Here is a 15,401-nt window from a genome sequence, read left to right on the forward strand (position 1 = left end):
AAGGAAAAATGCTTACGTTATGTACTTATGAAAAAAGATTCTCCCTATGCATCTATATTAATGAAAAAATGTATAGATGTCAATATATAAAATGGAAATTAAGGAGGAGGTGAGCGTATGAGAATCAAATATAGTTTGTTACCCAAATTACGAAATTTAACAAATAAGGAGATGGATTTCTTCCTTTGTATTGCAAAGGTTCAGGATATCAGCGGTAACATTTATGGAGTACACTATAAATATATATGTAAAAAAACTGGCATGTGCAAACAGAGCTTTTATAATTCTCTGCGCTCACTGTCTGAAAAAGGAATTATCACTTATGAAAAGAAGACGGAATCAGATTATGATATCGTCATATTAAGAAATGATTTTTCATATCCGGAATCATTCAAGGAAGGTTATGTGAACCTTCACCGACAGGTATTTCATCAGAAGAAATTCCAAAAGCTGAAGGCAAATGAAAAATATCTCTTAATGGAGCTCCTTAAGCGGACGCATGAAAACCGGAGCAGCTATCAGGTTGGTGTGCATAACTTTTATAAGATATTTCGGGAAATGTTAGGCGTAACCAGTAGAGTATTGCGTTACTATATACATTCCCTGAAAGAGTTCTTTTCTATTGGCATCAAGGATAAAAAATACTATATGACATACCGTCATTCCGTATTTTCACCGATGCAGAAGCAAGGTGTAGAGGAGCAGGAATTTGAGTACTTTGTGGCAACTGAATGTAGAAGAAATCGTTTGCAAAGCACACAGCAGGAGCTGGCTGACACGGCAAACTTATTGAAGCAGTACCGTCCGATGTTAAAAGAGGAAGGAAAGTCGCTAAACGCATTGAAACGGATGTTGGCATCTGCAATCCGGATCAATGGTGAGAACGGTAATCTTCTGAACTGTCGATACGTACATAAAATTTTAAAACAGAGCATTATTGGATAAGCAACAGATCTTTCAGCATAGCTGTCAGGTCTGGTTTAAGTGGAAGAATATGGTCTCCAGGAAAAGGAAAGCTCTGAATCCGGGGAAAACACAAGAAAAATAGCATAGAGTTAATCGTAAAAGCAGCCTATAACGTAATATGGATGCTTTTTCTTTTTATTGAACAGTCCAAAATCATGTACATATTTTAAAGATCGGTCTAAATCCATTCCGGATATCAGAAATTAAGTCTAATCTGATGATCATAAATTGCGGAATCAAGTCTAAAAATGTTCCTGCCATTATTACCAGAAAACCTTATTTATAGGGCGATACAGGGACGTAGAAAAGCAGAGCATATTATTCCTATATGCATATTCATACTATCCTATATATTATATTTATGCTAAATTGGATAAATTTCTTGGGAAAGATACAGATTCATATCTATAAATGGAATGGAATATACACAGAAAGAGATTTCTATAAAAAAGAAAAAGATATGGGACGTTGCTTTACGGTTAAGGAAGACCAATATTTACATATATCTGAAGTTCATTTATACTATATAATATAAATATGAAGGAATAAAAATACATGAGAAAAATAACATTTACATTTGGAAAGAAAAGAAGTTATGAAAGATACTATGAACAGTATATGAATTTAATAGGGATGGACAATTTGGAAAAAAGTAGAAGTTTAATCATTGAAAAGATTAAAAGAACTGCTGCAAAAGCAGGTGGAGATCAGTCCCAACGGGAAAAAGAACGTACAATTGTAGAAACTATGAAAGCGGATATTAAAGGATTTGAAAATTCACTTAATAGAGAGGGTGATATTGCAATTCTAATTGGTGTTGTTACTTTGATATTTACTGCTATTGATATAAAGGCGGAAGGAATATTGAATAAATTGGCAATGATTATAGTTATAATAACTGGTATAATTGATGTTTATATGGGATATCTTATTATTGTTAGAAAAAGAAATGCAGATAAAAGAGGCTTTTTATTATCTATATTGGAAGATTGGAAGTATGATGATGTTAATGAAAAAGAGAATGTAAAAACAGTTAATTTAAATATTGTATGCAAAGTAAAAGGGAAATAAAATATGAAGCATTGGAAGAGAACTATAGTTGCTGAGCTTGCAGAACCGGAAGAAAAGTTATTAGCAGATACCTGTCTGGATGAAGAACCTGAAGTAGAAGAAAGTAAAGATGTTCCGGACGTTCCACCGGAAATGAAACAACGGATTTATGAAGGATTATATGAAATCTTAAAAGATCTGTATCCGGAGGAATTTGAAGATACAGATCCTGAAATGTAAAATTACATAAAGTAGTAATTTAATGTTTCTTGGAAGAGTATGAAATTGGCTAATCTTATACCGGAGCAGTTAGAAAAAATGAAAAAATCGCGCCAAATTTTATGGGTTCTATATATAGCGAAAGCCGGCATTATAGCTGGCTTTTCGTGTATTCTACCTTCCGCCCTCCGCACAGATCGAGTGGCCGGACTCGCTCTGCAAAAGAGCTGTTAAAGAGGATGCAAAAGCAATAGAAGAAAAAGAGGATGAGAAAGTGTAATTCCCTCAACAGAAGAAATTTAATTGAATCAAACAGATGCAAAAGGAACGGTTTAATGCCGTTCTTTTTCATTATAAAAATACATAAAAGAAACAGTCAAAAATAGTCAGATGGCTGCTGGTGAGAATCGGAATGGTAATGATGAAATAGCATTGTTGATCGATTGTGTAAAATGCAGATTTATTTGTGTACCATTCCCAGCACCGCATCCTGCGTTGGTCTGCCCGGCTCCCAGACCACTTGGCGTTGCGGCATATTATTCTGAGGAAAATATGCTGCTGAAAGCACGCCAGAAAAAGGAAGGATGAGATTCCCCTTTTTCCAATCGGTTCCCCCAGGGGAACCCCTTTTTTGTCAGCGTAATTTTGTTGGCTATTCTCTTTCGCTATCTATGTGCTAAGTTCTCCACACGGGTTTGCGAATTTGTATCATAACAGATTCCAGCGCATACGCAAGGTCCACGTTGTTCTCCACCATGCGTATGCGCTGAAACCTGTTCGTGCATGATACACGCAAACCCAGACGTGAGGAGAACTCAAAAAGCACATAGATAAAGAAAGGAGAAAAAGGATGCCAAAATACGCTGACAGAAAAAAAGAACGCTCCCCGCCGGAGTCGAATCTAAAAAGCACATTAAAAATGAAAAAAGTTTCATTTATAGGTTAATCAATAGGTTGTGATAAGCCTTTGCAAATGAGATAATAAGTGTATCACAATTGATGTGCTTGTAAAGACATCAACCGGGCAAGAGGAGAAAGGAGTAGCCATGGAAGAAATGACGAAAGAAGAAATGCAACGGTTTTTAAACCGGGAAGCAGAAAAAGGTTCATCGGAATATGAGGCGTTAAAAGCTTTAGCTGGTATTTTGGGAATCAAATTTCCAGAACTGGAAATAGCTGATAAATAAGCCTTTTGGCTTAGAGAAACCAGAGAGGGTGGGCTTGCCACCGCCCTCCGATAAAAAGATTATAACAAAAAGGAAGATATTTTACAATGGATGAAAGGGGCAGAATGAATTATGAAATGTCCATATTGTGACAAGGAAATGATAGCAGGATACATACAAAGTAGCGGACATATTTACTGGAGTGAGAATATAAGAAAAGTTGTCGGAATACCACCACGAAAGAATGGTATGTGTATCAGTGATAACACGGGTATGGGATCTGGACATATGGCAAAAGCAGGTTGTTGTAAGGAGTGCCGGAAGATTATTATGGATATATAACTATAAATGATCGGAGATGTATTGTTTTTATTCACACAATAATATATAGTGAAATATATATAAATACAATTGATTCATTAATAAAAAAGAAAATATTGAAGGGCGTAAAATGCATAAAAAAAATAAAGCAATTGAAAGTACAATACAGTGGATAAAAGATAATAAATATACGGAAGAAATCATTAGCATTTCTGATGTAGAATTATTATCTGGTCTTAAAAGAGAGGTTATTTCTGAACTTCAAGGAGATTATCCGGTAGATATAATATTTTCTGCTATGCAGAAAGTAGAAGTTACCTACAGAAATAAATATTACGGAGTTATGAAAGCTACTATTGTCGGTGGATTTGATGCTATGAGATATAAATATTCTATGACAGATATGTTTGAAGGTAGTTATCTTAGTAATAGGCTGATAGGTATTGAATTTATTGGAGAAGAAGCTAGAATAACAGACAATGTTAATTTGTAAAAATAGGCGGAGGTATGTTATGAAATTATATGAATTAAAAAAGAATAGCATTGAAATAAAAAAAGAAGATATGACCGTGGGATGTGCAGTTAATGATACAAATGCAAGTCCAGAGCTTATTAAAAAGTTTCGTAACAAGGAAGAAGCTCTGGAAGAGCTGAAAAAATACAATACGGAAATAGATGAGTTTAGCTCCGCAACAGGTACAATGTGCAACGTCACAGAATACTATGTGGAGGAAAATGAATATGATGAAGACGGAGAGTGGAACTCCGGTGGAGACATATGGGAAATCAGTAAATAAGAGGGTGAATCCATGAAAAAACTCAAAGAAGTTAATATTGGAGATAAATTCGGATCATGGACTGTAATAAGCGAGTCTGATAAGACAGATTCGTCTCATAATAAATATTACACGTGCAAATGTGAATGTGGGACAATTAGAGAAATTGTAAGAAACAAATTAACTTCCGGGCATACAAAATCCTGCGGGTGTAAACGGAAAAAAGACATGACAGGTAAAGTTGTAAAAGACTTGTTGTTTATAGAACCTGTGAGAGCAGAAACTTCCGGCAGAATGGTGTGGAAATGCAAATGCTTGAAATGCGGAAGATATTGCGAACGATTAATATCACGCGCTAGAGATGTAGGAACATGTGGTCATCATAATCAAGAGAATGGTAGAACACTGAAGGAGAACACGAAAAAACTTATAAGAGTAGAGAACACATGTGTACAAAGTCTTGCTCAAAGAATGTCAAAAAATAATACATCTGGGATTAAAGGTGTGTCCTGGGATAAGCAGAGAGGCATGTGGAAAGCGCAAATTACATTTAAAGGGAAGAACTACTACCTCGGAAGATACGATAAGAAAGAAGAAGCCGCAGCAGCAAGGAAAGAAGCAGAAAAAGAAGTGTTCTGGCCGATAATAAAAAAATATGGTAAAAAGCAAGAAGAGGCAAGATAAGAATTAAAAGACAAAGAAACATAAGTAGTAACAGATGCAAAAGGAACGGTTTAATGCCGTTCCTTTTGCAATTTAAAAATATGTAAATAGAATATTTCAAATAGCCATGTGGCTGCTGGTGAGAATCGGAATGGTAATGATGGAATAGCATTGTTGATCAATCGTGTAAAATGCTGATTTATTTGTGTCCCATTCCCGGCACCACATCCTGTGTTGGTCTGCCCGGCTCCCAGACCACTTGGCGTTGCAGCATATTATTCTGAGGAAAATATGCTGCTGAAAGCACGCCAGAAAAAGGAAGAATGGGAGTCCCCTTTTGCCGATCGGTTCCCCCAGGGGAACCCCTTTTTTCGTCAGCGTAAATTCGTTGGCTATTCTCTTTCGCTATCTATGTGCTAAGTTCTCCACACGGGTTTGCGAATTTGTATCATAACAGATTCCAGCGCATACGCAAGGTCCACTTTGTTCTCCACCATGCGTATGCGCTGAAACCTGTTCGTGCATGATACACGCAAACCCAGACGTGAGGAAAACTCAAAAAGCACATAGATAAAGAAAGGAGAAAAAGGATGCCCAAATACGCTGACAGAAAAAAAGAACGCTCCCCACCGGAGTCGAATCTAAAAAGCACATTAAAAAAATAATTTTGAAAAAGGAGATTTTATTATGACAAGAGAAATGCTGAAAGAAGAATTAGGAAAAAGAGGTTTAAAATTTATTGAAAAAGAAGTGGTGAAAAACGGAGAAATGTTACACGCATTTGAGTTTGAAACCAAAGAAAAGGATGGGTATGGAGTAGCTGTGTTGCTGTATCCAGATGAACTTATTGCCATAGCTGAAATGCGTGGAGATAAAATGGATAGGGTTGTTGATGAAATTATTGAAGCTGTCAGTGATGAAAATATTCCAAAAGAAATTAGTTCTTTTTTGAACAAGGAAGATATTTTAAAACATTTGTATATCGAAGTAGAAAAAGTAAATAACAATGCGCTGGATGAAATCAGAAGAAAATGCGAATATTGTGAGGAAATCGAAAGCTTCCTTGTTAGAAGAGTAGTTGAAAATGATTCCTTGTATATGGAGACGAAATTAAAAAGAGGTATGCTGGAGCAGTTTAAAATTGATGAAGAAATGGCATGGAAAATGGCAGAAAAGAATACATTTGCAGAAGGACAGATTTTGAAAGTTTCATTTGGAGACAATACAATGTTAGTTGCAACAAATGAACATGGAAATAAGGGGGCTGTCCAGTTCCTTAATAAAGAAATGATGAATGAAATTAAAAAGGAATATGCGGTTGAAAACCTTGTAATCTTGCCAAGTTCTATTCATGAATGTATCGTTGTTCCGAAAACAGAGGATACGGATTTGGGTGATTTATCCAGAATGGTTCGTGATGTCAATGTAAGTACAGTAGCCGAAAGAGAGCAGTTGGCGAACAGAGCATTTATTATCTAAGAAAAATGGAAATATAAATTTCCAACACATAAAAACATAGCAGAGAAAGAATCTGCTGAAAAAAAGTAAGGTGTCAGCAATGACACCTTATGAAAAAGAAGTATTTTTCAGAGTGGTCGAAAGACCACTCTTTTTCTTTGAAAGAAATAATTTTAGGGTGTCATTCCTGACACCCTAAGTAGAAAAAGTATTCAGAGCAACTGAAGCATATCGGAGCAGTAAAGCGGAGAAAGAAAATAAATTTTCTTTTTTTATTGAAAAAAGTAGAACTTCGGAGAAGTAAAGAGCAGTAAAGCGGAGAAAGAAAATAAATTTTCTTTTTTTATTGAAAAAAGTAGAACTTCGGAGAAGTAAAGAGCATAAGAGGAATCTGACATCAACTTACGTTGATGGTTAGGCAAAGCCTAACGATTCCATGCTCTCAAATATAAAAAGTGTGGTGACAAAAATGTATTGATAACTATATAATAAAAAGATATAATAACATATATAAAAATATGGAGGAAACAAAATAATGAACATATCAGTGCGTGGATTAGATGCGGCAGTCGTTAAGAAAATTGATGAACTTGCCAGGAAGAACAAAGTGAGCCGGGAGGAATATATCCGGAGGTATTTGACAAAAGTATCTGAGCTGGAAGATATCCAGAACATCGATGAAAAATATCATAATCTAGTAGATGCTGTAGTTGATCGACTGGAACAGGCAAATGACATTATCGAATCCAATACTCTTGCGTTGGAGAAGATTAGTGAAAAGCTGAAATAATGAAGGAACATAGTTAGGTGTCATTCCTGACACCTAACTCGAAAATTTAATAAAGGAAGAAAATTCATATGAGGAAGAAATCATTTTATATAGCAGAAGAAAACGAAAAGATCTTAAATGAACTGCAAGCGAAATTGGGTTTTACTACATCCAGCCAGGTTATTAATTATCTGCTCTCAAAAGAGAATGAAGCGTGGGAAGAAAAGATTGCAATTGCTGTGAGAAAGGAGTTGGAACAAAATTATCTTCAGAAAGAACGTATGAAATGGGCAGTACAAACAGCGGAACAAAATTCTATAGTGCTACTGGATGCTGTGAATACGATTTTACACAGTAAACAATTGTCTACTTGTATTGGATGTGATTTTGCGCCATCTCCGGTGATTTCGCAATCGAGAAAAAACTTGAAAGATAAAATACAGCATTTCAAGCAGAAAAGTGATGAAAGAAAACGATTGAAAAAATAAGGTGTCATTCCTGACACCTAAGAGGAAGAAGGAACTAGGTGTCATTCCTGACACCTAAGAGGAAGAAGCGACAGGGTGTCATTCCTGATACCTAAGAGGAAAAAGTGACAGGGTGTCATTCCTGACACCTAAAAGGAAGAAGTAGCAGGGTGTCATTCCTGACACCTAAGAGGAAGAAGGAACTAGGTGTCATTCCTGACACCTAAAAGGAAGAAGCAGGAGGGTGTCATTCCTGACACCTAAGAGGAGAAGTGACAGGGTGTCATTCCTGACACCTAAGAGGAAGAAGTGACAGGGTGTCATTCCTGACACCTAGAGGAAGGAGGAACTAGGTGTCATTCCTGACACCTAAATGGGATGGGAAACATCAAAGCAGGAGTAATAGTAAAAAATCGGTTCTGTAAACCAAGCAGTAGTAAGTATAACCAGTATATTAATTATATGGACCGCCCAGAAGCAGTAAGAACAGAGCATACGATGGAGTATGATCTTTATGCGGATTATATGGGAAATCCAGAAAAAACTACAGGATTATTTACCGCTGAAAAGAATAGGTTGACAGAAGCGGAATCTAAAGAGATGAAAAAAAGATTTGCGGCAGCGCAGGAAAAAGGATCACTGATGTGGCAGACGGTGATTTCCTTTGATAACAGTTGGTTAAAAGAAAATGGATTGTTGCACGATGGGATACTGGATGAAAAAAAGATATATGAAGTAACCAGGAAAGGAATGCGGAAGATGCTGCAAAAAGAAGGATTGGAAAATGCGATATGGAGTGGCTCTATTCATTACAATACAGATAATATCCATATCCATGTTGCTACAGTAGAACCAGATCCTATGCGGAAAGTGAAAGAGTATCAGGAGTATGAATGGAAAGAAGAAAACGGAAAAAAGGTGAAAGCTCCGGTAAGGAATAAAAACGGAAAACTGGTAAGCAGTCAGGAAATGGTTGGAAGATTTAAGTTAAGCAGTATTGAAGCCTGTAAAAGTACGATCGCAAATGAAATTATAAAAAGCAGGGATATCAATCATAAAATTAATGAGATCATACGTGGGACGATCATTAAGCAGAAAAAAGATCATTCACTTGCAGAGGATAAAGAACTGGCACACGCATTTTTTCAGTTATATAAAAAGTTGCCGGAATGTGATAAAAAGATGTGGAATTACAGTACGAATCTTATGAAAAGCATTCGACCTGATATTGATGAATTGAGCCGTAGATATATTGATCAGTATCATAAAAATGATTTTCAAAAATTAGTGTCAGAATTAAAAATGCAAAGTCTGAAATATCAAGAGGCATATTCGACAAAAGGAAATCCGGAAGAATATGTAAATAACAAAATAAAGGATTTATACAAGAAACTTGGAAATTGCATCTTAAAAGAATTGCGAGAATATGACAATGAAATAAGAAGTAATGCGGAACAGGAATACAGAGCAGCGGAGCAGGCAGAGGAACAGGGACGAAAAGAAAAATTACCTGAGCCGGAGCTGGAAGATAACTGGTGTCCTGTGGAGGAAGACTGGAAGTATTCTGATCAGGTGGAATCAAGCAGAGGAGTAGTATGGTCCAATATTTACAAAAAAGCAAAAGAACTGATTTATGAAAAAGAAAAATTTGTAAGTGGAATCCGGCTGCTGGAGCAGGAGCCGGAAAATGCATTGGCATTGTATGAGCTGGGGACTTGCTATAATTACGGTCGTGGTGTTGAGGCGGATGAAGAAAAAGCGGGGGAATATTTCAAAGGATCCCTGCAAATATTTCAAGATGTTTATGAGAGCTTAACCAGTTTAGAAAAAGATAAATTTTTAAGACAATATGTACCATATCGAATTGCCAAGCAGTATGCATATGGACAGGGCGTTGATAAAGACTATGAACAGGCAAGAAAGTATTATGAAGAAGCTGCAGGAGAAGGGAATATTTATGCCATGTACTCACTTGGAAATATTTATTATTACGGGCAAGATGTAGAGGTTAGTTATGATCAGGCAATACAGTATTTTAATAAATCTGCAATTGGTGGTAATGCGTATGCAGCGTATCGATTAGCCAGTATGTATGAGAAAGGTGTTGGAGCAGCGGTGGATCAGGAAAAAGCGCAGAAATATTACCGGGATGCATACGAAGGATTTTCCAAAATGCTTTCAAAAAGCAGTGATGATATGTTGGGATATAAAATTGCCATGATGGAATTAAAGGGGCAGGGAACGGAGAAAAATATAGAATTTGCAGAAGCACATTTGAAAAAAGCAGTAAAAAAGAAAAACTATTATGCGATGTATCAATTGGCAAAGATTAATCTGGAAAATGGAGATATTGAAAGTCTTAAAGAGTCAGAAAAACTTTTGATGAAAGCAGCGGAAAGATTTGATTATGCACAGTATGCATTAGGAGATATTTATACGGACAAAGAAAGCCCGTTGTATCAGATGGAGAAAGGTATTAAGTGGCTGGAAAAGGCAAGGAATAACGGAAATGAATATGCATCCTATAAACTTGGAAAAATCTATTCAGATATGCATTCGGAATATTATGATCTGCATAAGTCAATCGGTTATCTGGAAGGAAGTACAGAGAATAACTATGTGAAGGAGCTTCTTGGAAAATGTTATTTAAAATTGCCGGAGAAAGAACAGCAGCGGAAAGGTGTGGATATATTAAGAGATGCTATGGAAAAGGGAGCTTCCGAATCAACACAGTATGTGCTGGGAAAATATCTGGCATATCAAGGAGAACAAAAGAGTGAGATAAAAGAGGGGATGCAGATGCTGACGGAGCTTGCAGAAAATAATTATGAATATGCACAAGTGTCACTGGGAATTTTTTATATGAAGAAAGAGCCTGGCGAACAGAATTTTGAGTTAAGCAAATATTGGTTGGGAAAGGCAAAGGATCAGGGCAATGCATTTGCAGAGGAAATATTAAAAAACGTGGAAATGCGTACAGCTATGTATGCTGGGAAAAAAAGAAGCAGTGTAAGGTTGGAGTATATTAGGTATGGATCGGCATTAAACAAGGCAATCGTTTCTTTGAAAAGATCTATGAATAATGAGTATGAGCAGCGACAGAACGAATGGGAACATGAGCTGCTGACACGATTACCGGAGAAAGAACAGGAGTATGAGAGGTAAATCTACTTGACAATATTATATATATAATATATTATACTATATAATCAATATAAAATAAAATCGGAGGAAAACAAATGGAAAATTTGATTTTTTTTAATAACAAAGGTGGCGTGGGAAAAACGGCGAGTGTAACAACAATTGCTCATATTTTAGCGACAGAATTTCAAAAAAAGGTCTTATTGATTGATCTGGATCCGCAGATGAATACAACCTGTTTATATAGCGAAGTAGATTTTTTACAATTATTTGCCAAGGTATATAACGGTGAAAATGTACATACGCCGGGAAGTAAATCTGTGGAAGATCTTTTGATGGATCGTGAAATGGATATTCACGATGCAATTAAGAAAACAGAATATGAGAACCTGGATATCATTCCCAGTTATCTGACGTTATCAGAAACAGAGGAACGGATGAAAGCCGATGTAAAAACGCCGCAGCAGTTTCGGTTACAGAAACACTTAAAAGCAGTGCAAAATGAATACGATTATTGTATAATGGATAGTAGTCCATCGGTTTCGATTGTCAATATAAATGGCTTAGCGGCTGCTGACCGGGTGTACCTTCCGGTAAGATGTGATGGCGGCAGCTTACTAGGTGTAGCAATTACCATGAATCTGGTACAGACAGTGCAGGAATATAATCCGCGTCTTAAGATTGGCGGTATATTTTTCACACAATGGAATGGACGAAAAAATGTTTCTAAAACAGTTTATGAATTGTTACAGGAGGCATTTGGAAATTATATCCTTCCGACAAATATTAGTGTAACGAAAAATATTGAAGAAGGATCACTGGTTCAAAAACCGTTATTGGCATATGATAATGGTAAAGAAAAATGCCGGGCAACAAAAGAGTACATGCAATTAACAAAATATATAATGGGAGTGAAGGAAGATGCCAAAGTTTAATAAAGAGTTATTCAGAGGGTTAGACAGCCTTAAAGCTGAACAGACAGAAGAACCTACGCTTAAAGTAGGAGCTGGATTATTAAATGATAAATCAAAGAATGATTTAAAGATATCGTATCTTAATAGAGACGATATTGAAAAAAATGAAATGAATAAGTACAGTATAGCCGAAATTAACAGCCTTGCATGGTCGCTCGACCATACCGGACTAATTCAGCCATTGCATGTAAAAGCAATGGAGAACGGAAAATATAAATTGTTAGGTGGAGAAAGAAGACTGACAGCGATTGACCAATTGATTGCAGATCCGGAAAATACAAAATGGACACAGGACAGCCTTATCCCGTGTGTAGTAAAAGATCCAGAAGAGATAGATCTTCCACTTAGTAGTAAAAATAAGGAAAGGCTTTCGATTATTACGACAAATAAGGAAGCAAGGAATTACACAGATGCGGATCGAATGATGGAGATCCGTGAATGGAAAGAGATTATTCAGGAGTTAAGAGAGAATGGAGTAGAGAGTATTCCTTTTGCCAGCAAAGATGGAGCAGAAGATGAATTGATGATCAAAGGTGAAAAAACAAGAGACATTCTTGTGCAAACAACCGGTATGAGCAGTGGGACAATAAATAAATTCGAAAACGTTGAAAAGCACGCATCTGATGAACTAAAAGAAGCAATATTGCTCGGGAAAACAACCATCAATACGGCAGATGAGATTGTAAAAAAGATGGATAAGGATGAGCAGAGAGACTATCTGAAAGAAGCAGAAAAAACAGGGAAAGATATAACACCGTCAGGAGTAATGGAAAAGAAAGAAGAAAAAATAGCAGATAACCCGAATGCGGTATCTTTAGAACGTTTCAAAAAAGATGTGAAAGGAATTACAAAAAGTCTGAAAAAGCAGTATGTTTATTTGACGAAAGAAGAGAAAATGCGTTATGATGAATGTATAGAGATATTAAGAACTTTACTGAATAAGGAGTAGCGCAGCATGGAAAAAGTACAGACCAGTTTTTATATAACGAAAGAAATCAAGGATTTGGTGAAATTTCTTTCCAAGCGAGAGGAAATCACAAAGACGGTTTTTTATAGAAGAGCAATAAGAAATTTTTTCTCTGTAAATTCAAAGATTGATCCAAGAGTAATGCTTACGGAAAGAAGCAATCCGGATTATATAAGACGGGATGTGCTGGAAACAATGATATTTGATGAAGATCAAATATCATTAATAGAAGAAAAAGCCGAAAGGTTGGGATGTAGTAAAAGCTGTGTAATCTTTCAGGCTTTGATCGATTATTGTGCACTACTATTGACCGTAGATGCTTCAGGCGTTGAAATAAAAGAAACGAAAGACTATTATTAAAAATTATTTAGGTGTCATTCCTGACACCTAAAGTAAAAATGAAAACAGGGTGTCAGGAATGACACCTAAACAAGATGTGGGAAAGGAGAATGCCAAGATGAAAAACTATTACAGCACGATAGATAATATAGTACTTACATTTTCTGATATCGAAGAAGATAGTACTGGGTTTGAGACAATTACCTTTCGCTTTGAACGACCAAATGATAAAGGTTTTGATTTTGCAGAAGGAAAACTCCCGGAAAATCAGATTTATAAATCTTATGGATTTTCGGAAGATGAGATGATGCAGATGCAGCAATATCTTAGAAATAACAGTTTTATCATATGGGAGATCGCCAGAGAAAGAGGGGAAAAACAAAGTGCCTAAAGCGTTATTGGATTTTTTGGGATATACATTTTATTTTTACTCAAATGAAAACGGTGAACCGATTCATATACATGTATCGAAAGGGAGACCATCTGAAAATTCTGCAAAATTTTGGATAAAAAGAGATGGCGTTATATTAGAACATAATAAGGGAAATATTCCTAAAAGTGATCTGAAGAAAATTCAAAAGTATATATGTGCGAATAGAGCGGATATTGTGAACCGTTGGTATGAGTATTTTGGATTTTAAAAGAATTAGGTGTCATTCCTGACACCTAAAGTAAAAATGAAAATAGGGTGTCATTCCTGACACCTAACACAAGATGAGGTGAAAAGCTATGAAGAAAAAATGGATCGCAGCAGTTGTTGGTTTAGTTGTTGTTTTGGGTGCTAGTATAGGCATATATAAATATAATGCATATGCTGCAAAAGAGAAAAATTATGTGGTGGAGTATGGAGATAAATTAAGTACGGATCCGGCAGATTATATTGCCGGAAATGAAACAGCATTAGAGAATACAAAGTTGGATCTGTCCAGAGTAGATACATCAAAAGTAGGAACTTATCAGGCATATGCAACCTACAAAGATAAAACGGTACAGTTTAAAGTAAAAGTACAGGACAGCAAAAATCCGGAAATCACATTAAATGATGTAGCAGCAAATATCATTGTGAACCGGGATGCGAAAGCATCTGATCTGGTAAAGAGTGTGACGGATAAATCTGGTATTAAGAGCATCCAGTTTTCCAGATGTGATATTAAAAAAGAAGATGTAAATGACTTAAGCAAATATACATTGAGTTTTCCGAAAGCCGGAGAGAACAAAATTGAAGTTGTGGCAGAAGATAATAACGGCAATCAGAGTATGAAAGAAGTCACTGTTAAAGTGACGGAAGATTATCTGAAGCATGTAAAGGGCTTCCGAAATTTCAAAGTAATCAAAGGAAATAAAGCAGACTGGATGAAAGGGATCAAAAAAGATAAACTGATCAAAAGTATTCAGGCAGACGATTCCAAGGTGAAGCTGAAAAAGGTTGGAAAATATAAACTGGTATATAAGATTACCGGATCAAACGATACAGTTGTTACAAAGACTGTGAAAGTAACAGTAAAGAATAAACCGGTAACTACGGTCGCAAGATCAAATAGCTATAGTAATAGCACCGGTACAACCGGCAGATCATATCGTTCCGGATCAACATCCTCTTCCTACGGCAAAAGGAGCAGCACTGGCTCAACGAGAAGAAGTAGTAGAAAAAGTAATAGTGGGAGAAAAAGCAGTAAAGGAACATATGATGATTTGAAGCCAGGACAAAGTTGGAACATTAAGTACAGGGAACGCAATGTTGATATTGGTAATGGAAGTACTGCTGATAGTTTTGACTGGTAGAAGAATAAAAATTTAGGTGTCATTCTTGACACCTAAATTTTAAAACTATATTATATATAAAAATAAATGTTTGAAAAATAGGGTGTCATTCCTGACACCTAAATTTTGAAGTGATATTATATATAAAAATAAATGCTTGCACGGAGAAATGACAGAATTGAGAAAGAAAAGAATTACATCATATTACATAACAGAAACACTAAAAGAACTTATAAGTTATCTGATTCAAATGGAAGAGATTAGCAAAATTGTATTTCTGGATCGGGCAGTATCGTACTTTTTTGAAGTGGATCCAGTTATGTAATATGATGTAATTCTTTTCTTTCTCAATTCTGTCATTTCT

At 36.0% G+C, this 15,401-nt stretch carries 18 protein-coding genes; all 18 read left to right on the forward strand.

All coding sequences use genetic code 11. The features are described 5' to 3' along the window. The first annotated feature begins 117 nt into the window (after positions 1 to 117). The 18 genes from H8S07_RS13340 (at position 118) to H8S07_RS13425 (ending at position 15,058) form a co-directional block, all read left to right on the forward strand. On the forward strand, positions 118 to 945 hold the full coding sequence (locus H8S07_RS13340; protein WP_186856195.1) for a hypothetical protein: 828 nt from the start codon (positions 118 to 120) through the stop codon (positions 943 to 945). Positions 946 to 1,521: 576 nt separating this feature from the next. Further along, the gene (locus H8S07_RS13345) at positions 1,522 to 2,037 is read left to right on the forward strand and encodes a hypothetical protein (protein WP_186856196.1); all 516 of its coding nucleotides are present in this window, start codon (positions 1,522 to 1,524) and stop codon (positions 2,035 to 2,037) included. Positions 2,038 to 2,040: 3 nt separating this feature from the next. Next, positions 2,041 to 2,256, forward strand: a complete 216-nt coding sequence (locus H8S07_RS13350) for a hypothetical protein (RefSeq protein ID WP_117538458.1) — start codon at positions 2,041 to 2,043, stop codon at positions 2,254 to 2,256. 1,025 nt (positions 2,257 to 3,281) lie between these two features. Further along, positions 3,282 to 3,422 (forward strand): hypothetical protein, encoded by a 141-nt coding sequence (locus H8S07_RS13355; protein WP_186856205.1) that lies wholly within the window; start codon positions 3,282 to 3,284, stop codon positions 3,420 to 3,422. 111 nt (positions 3,423 to 3,533) lie between these two features. Next, positions 3,534 to 3,743, forward strand: coding sequence for a PF20097 family protein (locus H8S07_RS13360; protein WP_117538456.1), 210 nt, complete (start codon positions 3,534 to 3,536; stop codon positions 3,741 to 3,743). Between the two features lie 109 nt (positions 3,744 to 3,852). Further along, positions 3,853 to 4,215 (forward strand): hypothetical protein, encoded by a 363-nt coding sequence (locus tag H8S07_RS13365; protein ID WP_117538455.1) that lies wholly within the window; start codon positions 3,853 to 3,855, stop codon positions 4,213 to 4,215. A gap of 19 nt (positions 4,216 to 4,234) precedes the next feature. Then, a complete protein-coding gene (locus tag H8S07_RS13370; RefSeq protein ID WP_117538454.1) occupies positions 4,235 to 4,519 on the forward strand; it encodes a hypothetical protein in 285 nt (94 codons plus the stop codon). Positions 4,520 to 4,531: 12 nt separating this feature from the next. After that, positions 4,532 to 5,182: an AP2 domain-containing protein gene (locus tag H8S07_RS13375; protein WP_117538453.1), complete on the forward strand. Its 651-nt coding sequence runs from the start codon at positions 4,532 to 4,534 to the stop codon at positions 5,180 to 5,182. Positions 5,183 to 5,848: 666 nt separating this feature from the next. Continuing rightward, positions 5,849 to 6,640 carry a DUF5688 family protein gene (locus tag H8S07_RS13380; protein WP_117538452.1) on the forward strand — a complete coding sequence of 264 codons (792 nt, stop codon included), beginning with the start codon at positions 5,849 to 5,851 and terminating at the stop codon, positions 6,638 to 6,640. 514 nt (positions 6,641 to 7,154) lie between these two features. Next, entirely contained in the window at positions 7,155 to 7,409 is a 255-nt protein-coding gene (locus H8S07_RS13385; protein WP_117538451.1) for a ribbon-helix-helix protein, CopG family, read from the forward strand. A 68-nt stretch (positions 7,410 to 7,477) separates the two neighbouring features. Next, a complete protein-coding gene (locus H8S07_RS13390) occupies positions 7,478 to 7,876 on the forward strand; it encodes a hypothetical protein (RefSeq protein WP_117538450.1) in 399 nt (132 codons plus the stop codon). A gap of 357 nt (positions 7,877 to 8,233) precedes the next feature. Beyond that, on the forward strand, positions 8,234 to 11,020 hold the full coding sequence (gene mobP2 / locus H8S07_RS13395) for a MobP2 family relaxase (RefSeq protein WP_186856197.1): 2,787 nt from the start codon (positions 8,234 to 8,236) through the stop codon (positions 11,018 to 11,020). A gap of 74 nt (positions 11,021 to 11,094) precedes the next feature. Beyond that, positions 11,095 to 11,931, forward strand: a complete 837-nt coding sequence (locus H8S07_RS13400; RefSeq protein ID WP_117538448.1) for a ParA family protein — start codon at positions 11,095 to 11,097, stop codon at positions 11,929 to 11,931. Then, entirely contained in the window at positions 11,918 to 12,919 is a 1,002-nt protein-coding gene (locus tag H8S07_RS13405; protein WP_186856198.1) for a ParB N-terminal domain-containing protein, read from the forward strand. Before H8S07_RS13400 ends, H8S07_RS13405 begins: the two co-directional genes overlap by 14 nt. Before the next feature lie 6 nt (positions 12,920 to 12,925). Continuing rightward, positions 12,926 to 13,297 carry a hypothetical protein gene (locus H8S07_RS13410; RefSeq protein ID WP_186856199.1) on the forward strand — a complete coding sequence of 124 codons (372 nt, stop codon included), beginning with the start codon at positions 12,926 to 12,928 and terminating at the stop codon, positions 13,295 to 13,297. Between the two features lie 97 nt (positions 13,298 to 13,394). Next, complete coding sequence (locus H8S07_RS13415; protein ID WP_186856200.1) at positions 13,395 to 13,667, forward strand: hypothetical protein; 273 nt, start codon at positions 13,395 to 13,397, stop codon at positions 13,665 to 13,667. Beyond that, complete coding sequence (locus H8S07_RS13420; RefSeq protein WP_226977151.1) at positions 13,660 to 13,917, forward strand: DUF4160 domain-containing protein; 258 nt, start codon at positions 13,660 to 13,662, stop codon at positions 13,915 to 13,917. The genes H8S07_RS13415 and H8S07_RS13420 overlap by 8 nt, the downstream gene beginning before the upstream one ends. Positions 13,918 to 14,005: 88 nt before the next feature. Continuing rightward, positions 14,006 to 15,058 carry a hypothetical protein gene (locus tag H8S07_RS13425; protein ID WP_186856201.1) on the forward strand — a complete coding sequence of 351 codons (1,053 nt, stop codon included), beginning with the start codon at positions 14,006 to 14,008 and terminating at the stop codon, positions 15,056 to 15,058. Positions 15,059 to 15,401 lie beyond the last annotated feature (343 nt).

The sequence above is a fragment of the Dorea hominis genome, assembly GCF_014287705.1.
Taxonomy (GTDB): Bacteria; Bacillota; Clostridia; order Lachnospirales; family Lachnospiraceae; genus Dorea_D; species Dorea_D hominis.